This window comes from Hyphococcus lacteus, from assembly GCF_041058985.1.
Lineage (GTDB): Bacteria > Pseudomonadota > Alphaproteobacteria > Caulobacterales > Parvularculaceae > Hyphococcus > Hyphococcus lacteus.
Genome location: NZ_JBEHZE010000001.1, coordinates 377120 through 397453 on the forward strand (window position 1 = coordinate 377120; position 20334 = coordinate 397453).

At 50.6% G+C, this 20334-nt stretch carries 15 protein-coding genes; 10 read left to right on the forward strand and 5 right to left on the reverse strand.

What is annotated here, in order from left to right:
* The first annotated feature begins 143 nt into the window (after nucleotides 1-143).
* The 5 genes from glmU (at nucleotide 144) to aceB (ending at nucleotide 5998) form a co-directional block, all read left to right on the forward strand.
* Entirely contained in the window at nucleotides 144-1520 is a 1377-nt protein-coding gene (glmU, locus tag ABFZ84_RS01805) for a bifunctional UDP-N-acetylglucosamine diphosphorylase/glucosamine-1-phosphate N-acetyltransferase GlmU (protein ID WP_369312187.1), read from the forward strand.
* Nucleotides 1521-1529: 9 nt separating this feature from the next.
* The gene (rpiA, locus tag ABFZ84_RS01810) at nucleotides 1530-2225 is read left to right on the forward strand and encodes a ribose-5-phosphate isomerase RpiA (protein ID WP_369312189.1); all 696 of its coding nucleotides are present in this window, start codon (nucleotides 1530-1532) and stop codon (nucleotides 2223-2225) included.
* 121 nt (nucleotides 2226-2346) lie between these two features.
* Nucleotides 2347-2862, forward strand: coding sequence for a hypothetical protein (locus ABFZ84_RS01815; RefSeq protein ID WP_369312191.1), 516 nt, complete (start codon nucleotides 2347-2349; stop codon nucleotides 2860-2862).
* Nucleotides 2863-2871: 9 nt separating this feature from the next.
* Nucleotides 2872-4245, forward strand: coding sequence for a glutathione-disulfide reductase (gor, locus tag ABFZ84_RS01820; RefSeq protein WP_369312193.1), 1374 nt, complete (start codon nucleotides 2872-2874; stop codon nucleotides 4243-4245).
* A 157-nt stretch (nucleotides 4246-4402) separates the two neighbouring features.
* Complete coding sequence (gene aceB, locus ABFZ84_RS01825; RefSeq protein WP_369312195.1) at nucleotides 4403-5998, forward strand: malate synthase A; 1596 nt, start codon at nucleotides 4403-4405, stop codon at nucleotides 5996-5998.
* A 10-nt stretch (nucleotides 5999-6008) separates the two neighbouring features.
* On the opposite strand, the gene ABFZ84_RS01830 is transcribed toward aceB, so the two are convergent.
* On the reverse strand, nucleotides 6009-6539 hold the full coding sequence (locus ABFZ84_RS01830; protein ID WP_369312197.1) for an invasion associated locus B family protein: 531 nt from the start codon (nucleotides 6537-6539) through the stop codon (nucleotides 6009-6011).
* 274 nt (nucleotides 6540-6813) lie between these two features.
* Between ABFZ84_RS01830 and acnA the strand changes: the two genes are divergently transcribed.
* From acnA to ABFZ84_RS01855, 5 genes are all read left to right on the forward strand, one after another.
* Complete coding sequence (gene acnA, locus ABFZ84_RS01835; RefSeq protein ID WP_369312199.1) at nucleotides 6814-9483, forward strand: aconitate hydratase AcnA; 2670 nt, start codon at nucleotides 6814-6816, stop codon at nucleotides 9481-9483.
* A 131-nt stretch (nucleotides 9484-9614) separates the two neighbouring features.
* Nucleotides 9615-10436, forward strand: a complete 822-nt coding sequence (locus ABFZ84_RS01840) for a hypothetical protein (protein WP_369312201.1) — start codon at nucleotides 9615-9617, stop codon at nucleotides 10434-10436.
* Entirely contained in the window at nucleotides 10433-11956 is a 1524-nt protein-coding gene (locus ABFZ84_RS01845) for a glycosyltransferase family 2 protein (RefSeq protein WP_369312203.1), read from the forward strand. The genes ABFZ84_RS01840 and ABFZ84_RS01845 overlap by 4 nt, the downstream gene beginning before the upstream one ends.
* A gap of 15 nt (nucleotides 11957-11971) precedes the next feature.
* Nucleotides 11972-12826 (forward strand): diaminopimelate epimerase, encoded by an 855-nt coding sequence (gene dapF / locus ABFZ84_RS01850; RefSeq protein WP_369312205.1) that lies wholly within the window; start codon nucleotides 11972-11974, stop codon nucleotides 12824-12826.
* A gap of 1 nt (nucleotide 12827) precedes the next feature.
* A complete protein-coding gene (locus ABFZ84_RS01855) occupies nucleotides 12828-13406 on the forward strand; it encodes a thymidine kinase (protein ID WP_369312207.1) in 579 nt (192 codons plus the stop codon).
* Between the two features lie 4 nt (nucleotides 13407-13410).
* Here the strand turns inward: ABFZ84_RS01855 and ABFZ84_RS01860 are convergent, their stop codons facing one another.
* The 4 genes from ABFZ84_RS01860 to ABFZ84_RS01875 form a co-directional block, all read right to left on the reverse strand.
* A complete protein-coding gene (locus ABFZ84_RS01860; protein WP_369312209.1) occupies nucleotides 13411-16221 on the reverse strand; it encodes a phosphoenolpyruvate carboxylase in 2811 nt (936 codons plus the stop codon).
* A gap of 229 nt (nucleotides 16222-16450) precedes the next feature.
* Nucleotides 16451-17221 carry an IclR family transcriptional regulator domain-containing protein gene (locus ABFZ84_RS01865; RefSeq protein ID WP_369312210.1) on the reverse strand — a complete coding sequence of 257 codons (771 nt, stop codon included), beginning with the start codon at nucleotides 17219-17221 and terminating at the stop codon, nucleotides 16451-16453.
* 327 nt (nucleotides 17222-17548) lie between these two features.
* The gene (locus ABFZ84_RS01870; RefSeq protein ID WP_369312211.1) at nucleotides 17549-18895 is read right to left on the reverse strand and encodes a M24 family metallopeptidase; all 1347 of its coding nucleotides are present in this window, start codon (nucleotides 18893-18895) and stop codon (nucleotides 17549-17551) included.
* Nucleotides 18896-18958: 63 nt separating this feature from the next.
* Nucleotides 18959-20320 carry a M24 family metallopeptidase gene (locus ABFZ84_RS01875; RefSeq protein ID WP_369312212.1) on the reverse strand — a complete coding sequence of 454 codons (1362 nt, stop codon included), beginning with the start codon at nucleotides 20318-20320 and terminating at the stop codon, nucleotides 18959-18961.
* Nucleotides 20321-20334 lie beyond the last annotated feature (14 nt).

Sequence of the window (20334 nt, forward strand, 5' to 3'; positions counted from 1 at the left end):
TGCGCCTGTTTTCTGTTATTCCATCAATTATACCAACGCCGCCTTAAGGGATCGTCGATACGGTTCGCGATTCGTAGGACTCGCGAATCGGGTCAACTCCGCCCATAAGGCACGAAAAGGCCATAGGCCATTTTGCGTCTTTTATGATAGACGAATTCGAGGAATTGAAAGGCGCAGGGATGAAAGACGTCAAAACCGCAACAGTCATTCTAGCCGCGGGACACGGGACGCGCATGAAATCAGCATTACCCAAGGTGATGCACGAGATTGGCGGTCGCGCGATGATCGCTCATGTCATTGATTCAAGTGTCGCCCTTGCGCCCGAACGCGTCGCGGTCGTTATTGGCGACCACGCTCCCGAAATTGGTGATTTTGCGCAATCCATTCACCCGGCAATTTCGATTGCCGTTCAATCACCGCCACAAGGGACCGGCCATGCAGTGATGCAGGCAATGCCGGCACTTGACGGGTTTTCGGGCGCGGTTCTAGTGCTTTACGCAGATACGCCCTTGGTAACGCCACCTACCTTACGCGCCCTCGCCAGCGAGATAGCCAATGGTGCGACTGTTGCTGTTTTGGGATTCACACCGCCCGTTCCCGGCGCATACGGACGATTAAAGCGCGACGCCAATGGCGCTTTGATCTCTATTGTCGAGGCAAAAGACGCAACCGAAAACGAGCTTGAAATTACTTTGTGCAATTCCGGGGTTATGGCCATTGACAGTGCGTTCTTAAACAAACGCCTAAAAGATATCGACGCCAACAATGCCAAAGGCGAATACTACCTGACGGACCTTGTGGAGCTTGCCCGCAAAGATGATCTGCGTTGCGCCGTTATCGAGGCAGAGATAGAAGAAGTCATTGGCGTAAACTCCCGGGTCGAACTTGCAGAAGCGGAAGCAATTTTCCAAAACTGGAAGCGCAAAACCGTCATGGAAAATGGCGCGACCTTAGCCGACCCACAAAGCGTTTATTTTTCCTTTGATACAGTGGTCGGTCAAGACGTCACCATCGGCCAGAATGTTGTTTTTGGCCGCGGCGTCACCATTGGCGACAACGCAGAAATCAAACCATTTTCCCATATCGAAGGTGCGCAGATCGGCGAGGCCGCCACCGTCGGGCCATTTGCTAGGCTTCGCCCAGGGGCAGATCTAGGCCGCGAGACCAAAGTCGGGAACTTCGTCGAAATCAAAAAAGCAACGCTTGGTGAAGGCGCGAAAGTTAGCCACCTTTCTTATATCGGTGATGCTGATGTGGGCGCAGAGGCAAATATCGGTGCCGGTACGATCACATGCAATTATGACGGATACGGAAAGCATAAAACCGTAATCGGCAAAGCTGCGTTTATTGGGTCAAATTCTTCGCTTGTTGCGCCGGTCAACATTGGCGATGGCGCATATGTCGGGTCGGGTTCCGTCATAACCAAAAATGTAGCCCCAGACGACCTAGCCGTTTCGCGCAGTCGCCAATCCGCCATCACAGGTTGGGCCGCACGGTTCAGAAAATCGAAACAACAATAGGAAGACCACATGGACAAAGAAGCGGGCAAGCGCCTCGCCGCCGAAGAAGCCGCGAAACACGTCACCACTGACATGACGCTAGGCCTCGGCACCGGTTCAACCGCCCGTTATTTTGTCGATATTATGGGCGAGCGCGTCAAACAAGGCTGGACGCTTAGAGGTATTCCCACTTCCGAAGAGACCCGACGCCAAGCCCAAAGCCTTGGCATTGAGATAATTGAGCCGGATGAAACCACGATCATCGACGTCGCGATTGATGGCACTGATGAAGCAGATCCAAGTTTTAACCTCATCAAAGGTGGCGGTGCCGCACTCCTACGCGAGAAAATAGTCGCGAAGGCCGCGCGCAAATTCATCGTCATCGCAGATAAGTCAAAGCGCGTTGTCGCGCTCGGTGCTTTCCCTCTGCCGATTGAGATTTCACCATTTAGCTGGGCACTTACAGTCAGCGCCATTCGCGCGGCGCTAACCGCTAATGGATTTACGGCACCAAGATTATCGCTACGCGCCACAGATGGCACGCCCGTTAAAACCGACGGCGGCAATCTGATTATTGACGCCGAATTGGGCCGCATCGACGCACCTATCGAATTAGAACGCGCCTTAGCGGCCATTCCCGGCGTACTGGAAAGTGGTCTTTTTTGCGGCATGACAGACATGATTATTTATGGCGATACCGATGGCGTCAGCGTCGTCAAACCATAACACGCCCATTTGATCGCCAAACCTTTGCGCTTCGTGTGATCGCGGGGTAGCGTGCACCCAAAGTTCAAAACCAATCGTTGAGGGTCCTATATGGTGGGCTCTAAGTACAGAAGATGAGTCCATGACGCAGTCGCGATTTGAAAAACTACAAGATGCCATCCGCACCTATGGTGCTGCCGCGTTTGAAAACCTGTTACGATGCAAAGGTCTTGGCGAGACTATATTGGCTGAATTTCCTAACTATTTGGAATGCGACCCTAAGTGCATAACTGCCGTTCCCGCACAGGGAAAATTCGACCCACGCAAAGACTATGGCGAAGATGCGTTTAGCTATCGCCAGAAACAGGTCGTAGTTCTTGAACCAATCCAGTTTGGCATTGCCTTGACCGTAAAAAACTTTGAGGATTCGGGTTCATTGTGGTTACGGACCGCGCTTTCCATCGAAGTTACCGGCGATACATTCGATGTTTTCGTCGCTCAACAGCCCATAATCCGTATACCACTAGAATATACCGGCAAGCTCGAGCCCGTGTTTGACGCGATATATCGCGAATTTTTGAATACTTTTCAACTCGAAGTGCTTGAATTTAATGATAAGCGTTTTGAAACCCGCATCGGATTCGTTCCAGAAGAATAAGTGATTGCTATGACAAAATATGATTATGACCTGTTTACCATCGGCGCCGGTTCTGGTGGCGTGCGCGCATCGCGACTGGCCTCAACCTATGGCGCAAAAGTCGGCATCGCTGAGGAATTTCGCGTTGGCGGCACTTGCGTAATTCGCGGATGCGTTCCGAAAAAATATCTCGTTTACGCCAGCGAGTATGGACATTCATTTGAACACGCAAAAGGATATGGTTGGTCGGCGGACAATGTGTCTTTTGACTGGTCCACGTTGATTGCAAATAAAGATAATGAGATTGACCGGCTAAACGGCATTTATATTCGCAACCTAAAAAATGCTGGCACGGAAATTTTTCAGTCCCGCGCAACCATCAAGGATGCGCATACCGTTCACCTGGAAGCCGAGGGTCGCGACGTAACAGCCGAACGCATTCTGATCGCCACAGGCGGCACCCCTTGGATTGATGAATCCGTGCCCGGACACGAACTTGGCGTCACATCGAACGAGGTTTTTCACCTTGAAAACCTGCCGAAACATGTTGTCGTCGCAGGCGGCGGGTATATCGCAATCGAGTTTGCTTGCATCTTTAAGGGCCTCGGGTGTGACGTATGTCTCGTCTATCGCGGAGAAGATGTCTTACGATATTTTGATGCAGATATTTCCGTGCAGGTACACAACGAACTCCAACGCCAGGGAATTCGCGTCATTACTCAATCGGTTTTTGAAAAAATTGAAAAACGCGACGGCGAAGAGAAACGCGTATACCTTGATAACGGCACGCATATCGACACCGATTTGGTGTTCTGGGCAATCGGTCGTAAACCAGCGACAAATGGAATGGGCCTTGAAAATGCAGGCGTTGAACTGGCGAAAAATGGCTCCATCAAAGTTGATGATCAATCCCGCTCATCCGTAGACAGTATTTTTGCGGTTGGTGATGTTACCGACCGAGTCAACTTGACTCCTGTTGCAATCCGCGAGGGCGCGGCTTTTGCGGAAACATTTTATAACGAAAACCCAACTGAGACTGACTATCGCTTCATTCCGAAAGCCGTTTTCTCTCAACCGCCTGTTGGCTCTGTCGGCTATGCTGAACATGAAGCCCGCAAAGAATTCAAAAATGTCGATATCTACAAAACCAACTTCCGCTCCATGAAACACATTTTGACCGGGTCGGAAGAGCGGGTGTTGATGAAGCTGGTGGTCGATGGCGACACAGATCGCGTCTTGGGTTGCCATATTGTCGGTGATGAAGCGGCGGAAATGATCCAATGCGTGGCAATCGCAGTCAAAGCTGGTCTCAAGAAAAAAGACTTTGACGACACCGTCGCGCTTCACCCGACCATCGCCGAAGAGCTGGTGACTATGAAAGAAAAATTCGTTCCTGACGTATAATTCTACGGTTATCTTTGGTTGTGGTGTTTTCGGCCACCACAACCAAGCGTCCCCTCCACTATCTGCGCGAAAATGTTGCGGCGCACAAAGCTGTCGGTTATCAATCCCTGAGATTAGGAAAAAAGTGGCACCAGTCACTTGAGGAAGGGAATGAGCTATGGCGACGAATATCGGCGGATTGGAGATTCTTGGAGAATTAACGGCTGAAGACCGGGAAATTCTAACCGAAAAGAATGCAGTATTTCTCGCAGGGCTCGTGGATGAGTTCGCCGGACGTCGTGACGACCTCCTAAAAGCGCGCGCCGAATGGCAATCGAAAATTGATGGCGGTGCCCTCCCCGAATTTCGCGCCGATTCAAAATCAGTGCGCGATGGTAACTGGCGCGTAGGCGATCTGCCCCAAGACCTGCTTGACCGCCGTGTAGAAATCACCGGACCGGTTGAGCGCAAGATGATTATCAACGCACTCAATGCCGATGTAAAAGTTTTCATGGCCGATTTCGAAGACGCGCTCGCCCCCACATGGCGTAACGTCATCGAAGGCCAAATCAATCTGCGTGATGCGGTCAACCGCACGATCAGTTTTGACGACCCGAAAAGCGGTAAGTCCTATCGTCTGAATGACGACCCAGCGACATTGATTGCGCGCGTCCGCGGCATTCATCTCGACGAAAAACACGTCTTGCGCAACGGCAAGCCAATCCCCGGTTGCTTGATGGATTTCGCGCTTTACTTCCTGACCAATCAAGAACGCCTGCGCGAAAACAACTCCGGCCCCTACTTCTATGTACCAAAGCTAGAGCACTTCGAAGAAGCGCGTTGGTGGAATGAAATTTTCGTTCGTGCACAGAATCATGTTGGCCTTCCTGTAGGCACAATCAAGGCAACAATGTTGATTGAAACACTGCCCGCAGTGTTTGAAATGGACGAGATCTTATATGAACTAAAAGACCACGCAGCTGCGTTAAATTGCGGCCGCTGGGATTATATCTTTAGCTATATCAAAACCTTGAAAAACCACGGTGATCGGATGTTGCCGGATCGTCACGCCGTCGGCATGGATAAGCCATTTCTTGATGCCTATTCACGGCTTTTGATCCGCACATGTCACATGCGCGGTGCCCTGGCCATGGGCGGGATGTCAGCATTCCTACCGGCCAAAACGCCCGACGAAGACGCGGCGAACAAAGAAAAAGTCCGCGCTGACAAACAACGCGAAGCCGACAACGGTCATGATGGCTCTTGGGTTGCACACCCGGCCCTGGCAGAGGTCGTCAACAAAGTCTATTCCGACGCATTTGAGGCGGGGAAAACCAATCAGCTAGACGTTAGCCGTGACGGCGACACCGACGTCACCGCAGAAAACCTTGTGGAAACACCCGAAGGTCCGTTTACGGAAGATGGCCTTCGCAACAACATTCGTGTTGCCGTTCAATATATCGAAGCCTGGCTCGGGGGTCTTGGTGCTGTTGCGATCTATGGCTTGATGGAAGACGCAGCAACCGCCGAAATCTCGCGGGCGTCGATCTGGCAATGGATCAAAAATGGCGCGAAACTTTCAAACGGCGAGACCATGACCGCAGAGTATTTCCGCAAAATCATGGCCGAAGAACTTGAAGTCGTAAAATCAGAGGTTGGCGACGAACGCTGGGCAAATGGCCACTTTAAAGAAGCGATTGCCCTGCTTGATAGTCTTTGTGTGTCAGAAAAGTTCGACACTTTTCTAACTTTAGGTGCATATCGCGCGCTTTAGGCACAAACCACTACCGGCACTCGGCGGCCGCCCGGTCGAGTGCCGCAGACACACCGCGAAGAGAAATTACATAGCTCGTCGCTGTCCCGCGTTGAGAAACCGCACTGATCCGCATGTCGGATCCACGACGCATCGCACGAATTAGGCGGTCTTCCTCGGCCGAAGCCTCTATAAACGCTTCATTTTCCGAGACATACATATCCCATTTGTCAGAACCGATCCGTAATGTCGGTTCCGGCTTCGCGTTGAGCGCATACCCCGTCATCAGACTGGGTTGCTCTTTTGCCACGCCGGACTTCCAACTCGCAATCAGGAAGAAAACGTCGCCATGATTGACCGATTTTGGTGATTTATCAGTGGCTTCCGTCGCTGCGAAACAGATTTTTTCGCCATCCACCTCGCGCACGAAAACGCTCCAGTCCCGGAAATTTGCTTTTGCCTCAGGCTGTTGGGCGCTGGCCGCCGGTATAGCCGCTACGCTGGCCAATGCTGTGAGGCCGGTAATTAGAGCGAAAACTGTGGAAAATTGTTTGCGAGACATGGAAACGAGGCTCCCTCGATGCGAACGGATAAGGCGAATTGATCGAATTTATTCGCCACATATCATAGTTCGAAATTTGTCGCGACTGTGACGTATAGAAGAATTGCAAGCGAAGCGCCCTTGGGCCATAACGGCGCTGAATTTCATACATTTTTTAGCGCCGTATCGACATTCGACATCCACAGAGGCGGCGCTGGATTTTTGTTTTACCGCGCTCCTGAAGGTACAGACCTCCATCTGAATTACCTGACGGCGCACCAACCGGAGGGAATTGATGATACCCGGACGCGACTCACTTAAGACGAAAAAAACGCTAACTGTTGGCAGCTCTAAATATGCTTATTACAGCCTCAAAGAAGCAGCAAAACAAATTGGCGATATTTCACGTTTGCCATTTTCACTAAAAGTTCTTCTCGAGAACCTTCTCCGGTTCGAAGACGATCGCTCAGTCACCATCGATGACATTAAGGCATTTGCCGATTGGCTCGGCAAAGGTAAATCAACACGCGAAATCGCTTACCGCCCCGCGCGCGTTTTGATGCAAGACTTCACCGGCGTCCCTGCCGTGGTCGATCTCGCTGCCATGCGCGATGCGATGAAAACACTTGGCGAAGACCCTGAAAAAATTAATCCGCTTGCGCCAGTTGATCTTGTAATCGATCACTCAGTGATGGTTGATTATTTCGGCGGCGAGAACGCGTTTAAGAAAAACGTTGATCGCGAATATGAACGCAATGGCGAGCGCTACAAATTCCTGAAATGGGGCCAAGGCGCATTTGACAATTTCCGCGTTGTACCGCCCGGCACCGGTATCTGCCATCAGGTCAATCTTGAATATCTCGCGCAGACTGTTTGGACAGCAGACGTCAAAGGCGAAACATTTGCCTACCCTGACACGCTTGTCGGCACAGACAGTCACACAACCATGGTCAATGGTTTATCCGTACTCGGATGGGGTGTTGGTGGCATCGAAGCCGAAGCAGCGATGCTTGGTCAACCTGTCTCTATGCTGATCCCAGAAGTCATCGGTTTCAAACTTACCGGCAAATTACCAGAAGGCGCGACCGCGACTGACCTTGTTTTGGTTATCGTTGAAATGCTCCGCAAAAAAGGCGTTGTCGGCAAGTTTGTCGAATTCTACGGCCCTGGCCTCGATCACCTTGCACTCGAAGATCAGGCGACCATCGCCAATATGGCACCGGAATATGGCGCGACCTGTGGCTTCTTCCCGGTTGATGACGAAACGTTGCGCTATCTAAAAGCTACTGGCCGCGACGACGATCGCGTGGCCCTTGTTGAAGCCTATGCAAAAGAGCAAGGCATGTGGCGCGAAAAAGATACGCCAGATCCGGTCTTTACCGACACGCTCGAGCTTGAGCTGTCGTCTGTCGTACCATCACTCGCTGGTCCGAAACGCCCACAAGACCGTATTGCTCTTGATCGTGCGCCACAGGGTTTTGCGGAATCGCTTAACACTGAATACGGCAAAATCGACGAAGCTGGCACACGCTTCCCCGTAAAAGGTGAAGATTTTGACCTCGGTCATGGTGATGTAACGATCGCTGCGATTACATCGTGTACGAATACATCCAACCCTTCTGTTCTGATCGCAGCGGGTCTTGTCGCCCGTAACGCTCGCGCAAAAGGTCTGGCCGTTAAACCATGGGTCAAAACATCGCTCGCACCGGGCAGCCAAGTCGTGACCGATTATCTCGACGCAGCGGGTCTTAGCGATGATCTCGACTCCCTTGGGTTTAATCTCGTCGGTTATGGTTGCACGACATGTATCGGTAACTCTGGCCCACTTCCTGAGCCTATCTCTAATGCGGTTCAAGAAAACGACCTTGCTGTTGCGTCAGTACTTTCGGGCAACCGCAACTTTGAAGGCCGGATTTCCCAAGATGTCCGCGCCAATTATCTCGCCTCACCGCCATTGGTTGTTGCCTACGCGATTGCCGGTTCAATGAATGTGAACCTGACAACAGACTCCCTTGGCAAAGATGCCGATGGCAATGATGTTTATCTAAAAGACATCTGGCCAAGCAACAAAGAGATCGCCGATGTTGTTCGCGAACACGTCACGGCGCAAATGTTTGCGTCCCGCTATGCCGACGTATTCAAAGGCGACGAAAAATGGCAGGCAATCGACGCAGGTGACGGCCAGACATATCAGTGGCCAGCCTCAACATATGTTGCCAACCCGCCCTATTTTGACGGCATGACCAAAGAGCCAAAAGCCGTTGAGCCTATTGATGGCGCACGCGTTCTGGCGCTGTTTGGCGACTCGATCACGACCGACCACATCTCTCCGGCCGGTTCGATCAAAGAAGACGGCCCGGCGGGCGAGTTCCTGAAATCACATCAGGTTCCCGTTGCTGAGTTTAATTCTTATGGGTCACGTCGCGGTAATCACGACGTTATGATGCGCGGCACATTCGCAAATATCCGTATCAAGAACCAAATGCTTCCGGGCACCGAGGGCGGCGTTACTAAGTATAACGGCGAAGAAATGCCGATTTATGATGCGGCGATGAAGTACAAAAAAGACGGCGCACCTTTGGTCGTCTTTGCTGGTGATCAATATGGCACCGGCTCTTCGCGTGACTGGGCGGCCAAAGGCACAATCCTTCTAGGTGTGCGCGCGGTTGTTGCTGGCAGCTTTGAACGTATTCACCGTTCAAATTTGATCGGCATGGGCGTGTTGCCACTTCAGTTCAAAGAAGGGGAATCTTGGGCAGCGCTCGGCCTAACGGGTGATGAAGAAATTGATATTCCAAACATCGACAAAATCGAGCCACGGTCAAACGTCACCATGACTGTTAAGTTCGCAAATGGCGATGTTAAAAATATTGAAGTGCTTGTACGCATCGATACGGCTGATGAACTTGATTACTATCGTCACGGCGGCATCCTTCATTACGTCATTCGGAACCTTGCGGCGTAAACTACCGTAACAAACGACAAATACAGAAGCCTGCAACTTTATGTTGCAGGCTTTTTTTATTTTGAAAAATGTTTCCAGTGCCGTTACTTATCTATCAATATAAGTAAAACCAACAACCAGAAAGGTGGTCGGTGGGGGACTCAATAAAGTACGATTTCGCGCGCAGCGTTATATTGCCTGCGCTTTTGTTTTTTTCATTAAGTATAATTCCAACATTTAGTAGCGCGTCACCTTGGGCGCGAACCGACGGCGAAGTTTTAGTCATCTCGCGCGCCGAATATTTCTCGACTGACCTAACACCCGCGAATGTGGGCGAACCGATCGGGCAATTTCAACGCTTAGAGTCGAATACCTATTTTGAATATGGGCTAACGAAGTCCATCACCATCGGCGGCAAGGCGATATACGGCACCACTTGGCTAAACAATGCAGCGGTGTCGCAAAGCCAATCTGGGTTTTCCGAACTTGAAGGCTTTGGTCAGTATCAAATTTTGCGCTCAAACAAACACGCGGCATCAATTCGGGTAGCAGCCGCAACACCGGTTCAACTGCAATCGGGCGCGCGCACAAGCCTAATGGGCAAAGGGGTCGATCTTGATTTTTCCGCACTATACGGACGAGACCTCTTATTCAAACCCGTTAAGATTTTTACAGCAGCCGAGTTTGGCTACCGAAAAAACATCGGAGAGAATGCCGACCAGATACGCACGCAAGTCACATTCGGAATAGAACCGCACCGACGCATTTTAGTGTTAGTCGAAGCCTTTGGCACTATCTCGATGCAGAATCATGAAAAGCACGGAGCAGACTTTGATGTCGTAAAACTTCAGCCTTCTCTCGTCATCAAAGCCACCGAACGTTGGTCAATTCAAGCCGGGGTGAACCGCGAAATTGCGGGCCGAAACCTTGAACTGGGACGCACATTTTTTATCGGCTTATGGAGCCGTTTTTGACACTCGACCCGGAGTCACTATTGCCGGATTGCATTGACAAAAATCATGTCGATGCTCGGCTGAATGATGGCCATTTTTCAACGCACGATCTCGACTATGCAGCGATATCCGGGCTTCGCGCTACGCACCCTAATGAATCTGCTTATCGACTATTGACCGTCACGCAGTTGGTCTTCGCGTTGGCATGCGCAACAGTGATCTGCGCTTGTCTATTTTTATGGCCTGTCGGAACATTGATCGCCATTAATGCCGGTACAACTTTCTATTTTATTAGCGCCATTGCGTTCAGGCTCTATCTTTTAATCTTGGGACGGAGCGACAAAGTTGCCGCTACGTCGTCCCCGAACTTATCGCCCGATGCACTCCCCACCATTACAATATTGTTGCCGCTTTATCATGACGCAGAAGCCCTGCCGACATTAGCTGGCGCAATTGACCGCCTAGATTACCCCACCGCTAAAAAAGATGTAAAACTCATTCTAGAGGCTGACGACCCGGAAACCATCCGCGAGGCAAAGCGGCTTGGTTTGGACCATCGTTTTGATATGATCCTCGTTCCGTCCCTCGCGCCGCGTACGAAACCAAAAGCCTGCAATTACGGCCTATACCGCGCACATGGCGAGCTAATCGTAATTTATGATGCAGAAGATCTGCCCGAACGCGATCAACTGTTAAAAGCTGCGGCCGCATTTCAGAACAGAGATAAAAAACTTGCCTGCGTTCAGGCCCGCCTCAATTATTACAACCCTGACGACAACTGGATTACGCGATTATTTACGCTCGAATATTCTCTCTGGTTCGACTGGCTACTACCCGCGCTTTCGCGCCTCGGTGCACCAATCCCATTGGGCGGTACGTCTAATTTTTTCCGTACACAAACACTTATTGAGGTTGGTGGCTGGGACCCCTACAATGTTACCGAGGATGCCGATCTCGGCCTTCGTCTGGCGCGCTTGGGATACCGCGTTGATTTAATCGATTCGACAACATTTGAAGAAGCGAATTGCCAAACGAACAACTGGATCAGACAACGCTCGCGTTGGATGAAGGGATATTTACAAACTTGGCTGGTGCATATGCGTCGTCCGGACCGCATTGTGGCGACGACCGGTTGGCGCGGCTTTTGCGCCGTTCAGCTTTTTGTGGCCGGTAATATTTTTAGCGCTTTGATCAATCCTATCATGTGGTCACTTTCGTTATTTTGGCTGTTGGCGGACCCACCATTGTTGTCACGCTTATTTCCTGAACCGATTTTGCAATTCAACCTCTTTGCATTGATATTTGGAAACCTGTTTTTCATCCTGATGATGGTAATGGCCCCCCTAAAACGCGGTCTGGGCAAGCTCTCACTCTATGGGCTTACCGCACCAGCATATTGGTTGCTAACGTCGATTGCCGCCTATAAAGCTCTCTGGCAGGCCATGACACGTCTTCATTATTGGGAAAAAACCGACCATATTATCAGCCATGCGGCGCGTCAAAAGCGCGACGATGCATTAAACGATCATTTCGAACCCTAGAAACGGCCATTACCGATGTCATCATTATCCGGACACCCCTATTTGATCATGAACGGTCTCGGCAACCGATTTGTCGTGATTGATCTACGTGAAAACCCGATCATCATCGATGGCGATACAGCACGAAAAATTGCGGACCCGAAAACGGGCCCCGGTTGCGATCAAGTTATCACGCTCGAACACCGAAAAGACTATGACGGCATTTTCATGGGGATATGGAATGCTGATGGCGATGAAGTCGGTGCCTGCGGCAATGCTTCTCGCTGTGTGGGTTGGCTCTTGATGGAAGAGTTAAAATTAAACGACGTGACATTCGCAACAGCCAGTGGCCCACTTCACGCTTCGAGAATTGGCGATAAGCGCATTGCTGTCGATATGGGTGAGCCCAAATTTCATTGGCGAGATATTCCGCTTGCCGAACAAATGGACGACACACGTTTTGTCGATATCAAGCTTGGCCCGATTGACAACCCGGTTCTGTGGGGACCGTCAACGGTGAATGTCGGCAATCCTCATTGCGTATTCTTTGTTGATGACGTTGCTGCTCATGCCATTGAAAAATTTGGTCCAATGATTGAGCATCACCCCCTGTTCCCGGAACGGGCGAATGTTTCTATCGCGCAAGTGACCAGCAAACACGCAATCCGTTTGCGTGTGTGGGAACGCGGCGCAGGCATCACCATGGCATGTGGCACCGCCGCCTGCGCTGCGCTGGTCTGCGCTTATCGGCGACGGCTGACCGCACGCAAGGCGACGATCACCCTTGATGGTGGCGATCTAGCGATTGAGTGGCGCGAAGAAGACAATCATATCATCATGACCGGACCAATTTCATTGGATGCCGAAGGTCAATTCGGAAACGATTTCTGAGATGGCAAAGCTTTATTTCAATTACGCTGCGATGAATGCCGGTAAATCGACGATGCTTTTGCAGGCAAGCTTTAATTATCGCGAACGCGGTATGGAGACGATAGAATTCACCGCGAAAATTGATGATCGCGTTGAAACCGGCGTTATTGCTTCGCGTATCGGGCTGCGTAAAGATGCCCATCTTTTTGATGCGCATACCAATTTATTTGATGTCGTGCAAAAAGAGAGCGCGGCCATGAAGGCGGCTTGTGTGTTTCTTGACGAGGCACAATTTTTGACAGCTACGCAAGTGATGCAACTTGCGCAAATTGTTGACGAACTGAAAATTCCAGTGATGTGCTATGGCTTGCGTACAGATTTCAGCGGTGATTTGTTTGAGGGCAGCGCACGTCTTTTGGCGATTGCCGACGAAATTCGAGAGTTAAAAACAATTTGCCGCTGCGGCAGCAAAGCAACCATGAATTTACGAATTGACGCCGCCGGTAACGCAGTCACCAGCGGCGCAAAAATCGAAATTGGCGGAAATGACCGCTATGTCCCACTTTGCCGAAAGCATTTCTACGAAGCGTTCAGCAAATAGGGTTTTATCCGAACGCACCATAATGATTAGCGATGGCTTCGCTAAGCGTTCTTGAAGCCACGGAAATTTCGCGCAAGGGCCAGATAATTTCCCGATGGATTTCCGGATACGCCCCGCCCTCGGCATCTACATCCTCAACTTTTTCGTCCAGACCCGAGAACATAGTGCCACCCTTGCTATTCGCCGGGAAGATACGTCCCAAAAGATCTGCTGTTTCATCGATCCGTAGGTTCAACGTCATCTCGATCAGGTCGCGATGCTCCACATCATGCCGGCTAGAGAATGGTGGCGCGCTTGCGACCAACGACACGGCTTTTGCCATCAATGCCTGACGAACAGCGTGCAAAACACAAAGGCGATCTCGGTTTACCGGCTCGTCCCGAACACCCTTAAAATCAATGGCACTGATCATTGCATCAAAATGACGAAGATCACTAGCGACAAAATCTGCCAGATGATGGAATGCCCCCGATGTGCCACTATCTTCGAGCGCCATTTGCGTTGCCTCATAGGCATCCGCCGCTTTTCCAGCCCCGACACTAACGGCCATGGCAGACCAATAGCCCGGCGCATAAAGATCCGCATACGCACGTAATACCGAAAGATCAGTGAGGTCGCGCGCATGAGTGGCCATAGCCACCAAATCACGCATCCGAGGGGATCCATTTATCTGCTCAACAAATCGATCTGTCTCACGGCCAGCTGCTTTTCCGAATCCGCCTGATACATTCACCGGCGCACCGAGCTGTTGGAGTATTGCATTGTGGGGAATTGCACGCAGCGCACTGAGATCAAACCCACCGCTCTGTGAACGTTTCGTTTGTCTCGACCCGGTTTTAAACAACAACCGAATTGCGAAGCCCGACAAGATTTTACGATAGTCTTCGCGCTCAAACAGACCCTCTTGCCACGTCTTTAGCCCGCGATAGACATCCCACGAATAATTAATGTCACTATAAAATCGGTCTTCGTGATCGCATACCAAAGGCGACATCGCATGCGCCCAAATCATAGACAGTGTTTGGGTCGCCAGTTCAGGCGTTTGAAAATGCGTATAGCCCTCACCGCCCTGAAAACTACACTCCGTACGAAGACGTGTTTTTGCTTTCGCAAAGCGAGATCGAACCCACGGTGTCGTCAGATGATCAAGTCGGTTTTTGAATGAGCCCGGATGCGCGCCGCGCCCCATGGATTCTCCATGCGTATTGAAAACAAGCGCTTCAATGTTAGGAAGACCCGCCTCACCGAGCGCCCGCGCGAATAAAACCTGAAGGCGCTCAATAGCAAGATCGGCGGCACACTGGCCCATAAACCGACCTGAATCGGAAAACCCGAGCTGAATACTCATCACACTGCGGCCCGAAACGTAATCTCTATATTCCGGCTCATGCAACAGGCGTTCAATGAAACGCCCCCCACTTTCGAGTGCTTGAGGCGTTTCAAAAAGCGGAGAAATATCGAGCTTTTTCTCAACCCCATAAAGGCGCGCAAGATAAACAGCACCCATGATTGTTGCTGGCGCTTCGCATTCCGCAATCAAAAAGCGAATGGGCGTATCTGCATCAATGTGCTTGAGTATTTGAGCACACAACATGAATTGCCGACGCGCCGTCATTTTCTCCAGGAAGACTGAGCCAAAATTTACCGCACGGCGCTGAGCCGCCATAGATTTTTTTGCGGCTACGCCGAGTGCAGAACGCCCCAGAAACCCAGTATCTGGATCAAGCCCTAAATCCGCGCGAAGTGCCGACCGAACCTGAGCCGAGTTCACCCGTAAATGAATGCGCGCAAGGCCCAAACCATAGGCCTCCATCTCGCCACGCAACAAAATAAGGTCGGCTTTGCGTTCATCCGTTTCGCTGGCATCAATTTCTTTGGTCAACGCCTCGATTGCAGGCGTAAGCGATATCAACCGGGCTGGGTTCTCATCCGTCAAAAGGTTTGCGGCTTGAACGACAACGTCGGGATCTTCAAGATTTCCGGAAAATGCTTCGGCCTGCTTTTCCGCCAACGTCGCCGCTGCCTTAAACTGGCTGAGTAGCTCACCTAAAGATTGAGATGGCGCATCACCTTGAATTTTTTGGAGTACAGTTACGTAACGCTGAAGTTGTTTTGCCTTCTCATCAACACGTATACGGATTGATTCGCCCCAGTGAATATCGGTGCGACCATCAAGATCATACCCAACCCAGCTTGCAAGGCTTAATGGCTCGAGATGTAAAGTTGTCCATTGCTCGGGAAAATATTGTCGCGCAGCATCAAGAATAGCTTTGTTGATCCGCGTTACAGCCTCTTGTGCGTGAGCAACCGCCTTGCGGACTTCATCATGCTCATAACGCAGGGTGATTTTATCATCGCTGCTTTCCAACTGCGCGAGCGTCTGTCGCCAGCTCGCTTTTTCAGCTTCACCACCTTTAACGGGATAAGCCGCAAGAACATCACGTTTCGCAGCATTAAGCGCAAACGTAGGGTGTGCAGTAAAAACAATTCCTTCGGGGGCCCCTTCGACCGCACCTCGGAAGGTCTCAAACCCTTCTTTTGCGAGTCGCGTGAGCGTTTCATCTAGCGTGATGTCACTGCCGTCGCGGCGCGCATGAAATGCCTCTGCGCGGTCTTCAAAGGATCGATCATTTAACTCGCTCACAATCGCAGCCAAGCTTCCAATCGATACTTCCGTGGACTCAAGCCCTAAGAAAAGGGACGATGCAAGGCGCGAGACAGGGTTTAAATGTGGGTCATGCTCGCTTTCACCGGAGAAACGGCGAAACTCAGACAGCAGGCGGTCAACATTTTTAGCAACTGGTTGGTCGTTCATTCATCTTCCCTTGGCAGGCCGAATTGTGTGGCGCAACATAAACACACTGCTTGGCGCAAGCCACTGGCCACGGGGAAGAATTTTAATTCAGGGCTATTTTCTAGCGCTAACCAGCGCGCACAAATGATTGCACGCGACTTTATGCTACTGCGCTAGCCTAATTTTACTACAAGTTGATTAGCAACGGCTAGAGAACGGTTTTCGGTCTGAAACCGTCACCCAAGAGAGATTAAAGACAGGACGAAATTTGTTTCGAGGTCCTTTGCAATACGCCTAGAATTTCTTTTTCCATGAAGTCTAAAGAAATTCGCGAAGCCGGACAGCACACATTCAAAGCGGCAATAACTTTACTTCCACCTCGGCAGATCGGCACAGAAATAGAGCGCAGCCCCGGCTCCATTTCCTGATCGACCATGCTGTAACCGTCGCTTCTTACCTTTTTAACCGCGTCACGTAGCTTCTCTTTGGACGTAATCGTCGTTGGGGTATGCAGTTCCATCTGAACTTCATTGAGATATTGCTCAAAGGCTTTGTCACTCTCGCCCGCCAAAAGCACCCTGCCCGTCGAGGTACCGTAAGCCGGGCCACGATTACCGACCGTAATCCCGACACTGATGCGGCGATCTACTGTCGCACGCGCAATATAGATAACGTCATGGCCGGTCAAAACCGCTACAAAAACGGACTCGTTCAGCTCTTTGGACATATCATTGATAATCGGCTGAATAACTTCGAGCATGTTCATTGATGACAAAGCTGAATAACCGAGTTCAAGAATTTTGGGTTTGAGATTAAAGAAATTGCCTTCTTTCTCTGCGTACCCTTCGTGAACCAGCGTCAATAAAAAGCGTCGCGCAGACGCACGGGTCATACCCGTTGCCTCAGCAATGTTGGTTAGAGTCATCTGCGGGCGATCCCGTTTGAATGCCCGTATAACCTCTAGCCCTCGCGCCAACGAATTTACGTAGTCACGCTCGTTAATCTCTATATCTTCTTTCACGCGCCCGGTCCCCGCATCGGTTCAACATCCAGACAATCCACCCGGTTCATTTATCACCGTGCTGCTGTCCATTTTGGGTTCACTATAAAAACCATCGCCGCCCATGCCAAGCGCTTGCACCCTATACGTTTAGCCCCATCAAGAACCCAATAGCGATAAACGTTCTCTAGCCTTATCAAGCGGCGTAGAACTGGAAAAATCATCGACACGAGTGGACCCGGCAAGCACTTACCACAGACTAAGCCGAACCCGCCCATGAAATCGATGGAGCATTGAGGTTATCGTTACTCTTTTTCACCCTATTTCTATTTTTACTTCGTTTACAGATTATGGACGGCGAGGAATCAGATGTAGCTCGGTTTGGCGCCCATCAATATAGCTGAAATTCGCGCCGTCATAAAAGCCATCAACTTCTAGCATGAACCGAACCTCCTGATTGTTCCACTCAGGAACTTTCGAGATCGCATTCAGCTCAATCGAATAGGCTGTATTCGGCCGCATCAAATAATCGCCATTTACCGGCGAACCGTTTTGTTGCTCCCAAGACCCAATCGTCGGTCCCGCACCATGGCCGTGATAACCAATCGGATGGGTATAGATCGTTGGGTTAAGGCCGCGTCTGATCGCTTTTTTACGCGCGGCAAAGAGAATGTTGTTTCCGCTTACGCCGGTTTTAAATTCTGACGTCAATGCATCCTGCACGCCATTCGCATCGCTGAGACCGTTGCGAAGGCCCTTGGGCGCGGCAGTTTCGCCGGGCTTTAATACATAAGCCATTTGCTGCGTGTCAGTTTTCAGCCCCATATAACTCATACAGAAATCTACATGAAGCAAATCGCCAGGCATGATCGTTTGACCATTTTCGAGGACCATACTGTCAATTGCGAAAGTATCCATATCATTACGCTGCACACTGACACTTGGTTGGCACCATGGTTCAACGTCAAGTTCGGCCAAGCGCTCCCGATACCACCAGACGACTTGTGATGTCGTGGTCACACCCGGCGTAATAACCGCCTCAGACAGCCCCTCTTCAACAATTGAGTGCGCGACACGCATAATGGTCTGGTAGGTGTTCATCTCGGATTGTATACGCGTCTCCAACCAGCCAACCGCAAGCGCGTCATGGCTGACGATTCGCTCTGAAAGTTCAGGGCCTATAGCTTTTCGAAATTGGCGATCTTGACTAACAGAAAGCCCATCCGCCAACGCAAAATAGTCTGATATATTCAAGGCAATATTTTTTGGGTTCCGCTCACGGATAATTTCTTCAACGCGCGCCCATTGATCAGGCTGTTCATCTGGGTTCCAAGCTGACGGGAAAACATCCCCAACAGGATAGCGAGCAACAGCAAGACGTTCGACAGTTTGACCATTGTCAGAGAAAATCAGCACCATTCGACGACGCGCGGACATCCACGTGGCTGGCAGCATCGTTTTAAGAACAGGGTCTTCGTTATATTCTCGAGCGATTAACACCCACATATCGACGCCGTTTTCGCGCATTAACGCTGGAACCACAGTATCAAGACGTTCTTTTAACCACCGGTCCTGAATTTCTGCCCGTTGTTGCAACGACACCATACCCGGTGTTGGCAGTTCATTTTGTTGCGCAATAGCGAGCGATGATGACGCAACAACCGCAGCCAAAAACGACGAAACGACTTTTTTCATTTTGTTCCTATTCCTTATTCGAACCGCGATATCCAACGGAAGTTGGCGAAGGTAGTTTTTCCATTACTCAGCTTTGATCAAGTGAAACTTCGTCTGGCGACCGTCCACATAACGTACTTTTTTACCGTCAAAAAAGGCGTCTTCTTCCGACTTGAAATCGACATCCTGATTATTCCATTCAGGAACTTTTTTCGTCGCTTTCAGCTCGATTGACCAAGCGGTGTTTGCATATACCGGATACTCGCCGCGCGGCACCATGGTTTGATTTTCGGAAAGACCGATGGAGCTACCGGCACCATGACCGTGATAACCAATCGGATGGGTGTAAATTGTCGGACGAAGGCCCTGCGCAATAGCTTTTTCACGCGCGAGGCGAAGAATTTCATTCCCCGTGCGGCCATCTTTGTATGACGACGTCAATGCATCCTGAACTGCATTATTTTCTGCCAGACCTGCCTTCAATCCTTCGGGAGCATCGGTTTCACCGTCGCGCAGAACATAGGCAACATGCTGTGTGTCAGTGCTATAGCCGTTATAGACGATACCAAAGTCTACCCGCAGCATATCGCCTTTTTCGATCACTGCTGGTTTCCCGCGCATGACACCTTCGACACCCTTGCGGGTAACCTCAACCGAAGGATGGAACCACGACCCCAAACCGAGATCATTGACCCGTTGACGATACCACCAGACCAGATCTTCATTCGTCGTGATACCGGGCTTCACGACTTTTCCGGAAAATCCTTCGCCAATGATAGCATGGGCAACACGGACCATTTCCTGATAGCGCTCCATCTCTGATGGGGTGCGTGTCTCAAGCCACCCAACGGCCAGTGGATAAGCAGAAACCACACGACTATCCATGCCCGACGGTAGTGATGACATAAACCCAATATACTGGGAGTGGGTCAGGCCATCAGCAAAGGCCGTTAATTCTGACGTATTGATCGCGATTTTGTTCGGATCACGCTCAGCAATAATTTCCGTAAGTTGGTCCCACTGGTTTGGATATTTATCCATATCCCAGGCCGCTTCAAACATGCCATTCATGCCATGCTTGCTCACCACCAAACGCTCAATCGGTTTGCCTTTACCCGGATCAAACAGCACCAGAATCGTCCGGCGGCGGGCGCGCATATTCTTTGCGTCGAGCATTGTCGTGATGACAGGGTCTTCGTTATATTCACGCGCAATAATGACCCACATATCGATGCCATTGTCGCGCATCAATTTCGGCAAAACGGTTTCAAATCGCTCAATCAGCGCTTCATCGTGGATTTTTGCCTGTTCTCGCAATGATAGAATCTCGGGTAGTGCCGGGCTCATGGATTCTTCTGATTGCAGTGGCTCGGCAGCAATAACAGGTGACACCGCAACTGACATGAATAGGCATGCGAGAACGCTATTTTTAAAACGGGCTGACATGTAAACCTCTTTCG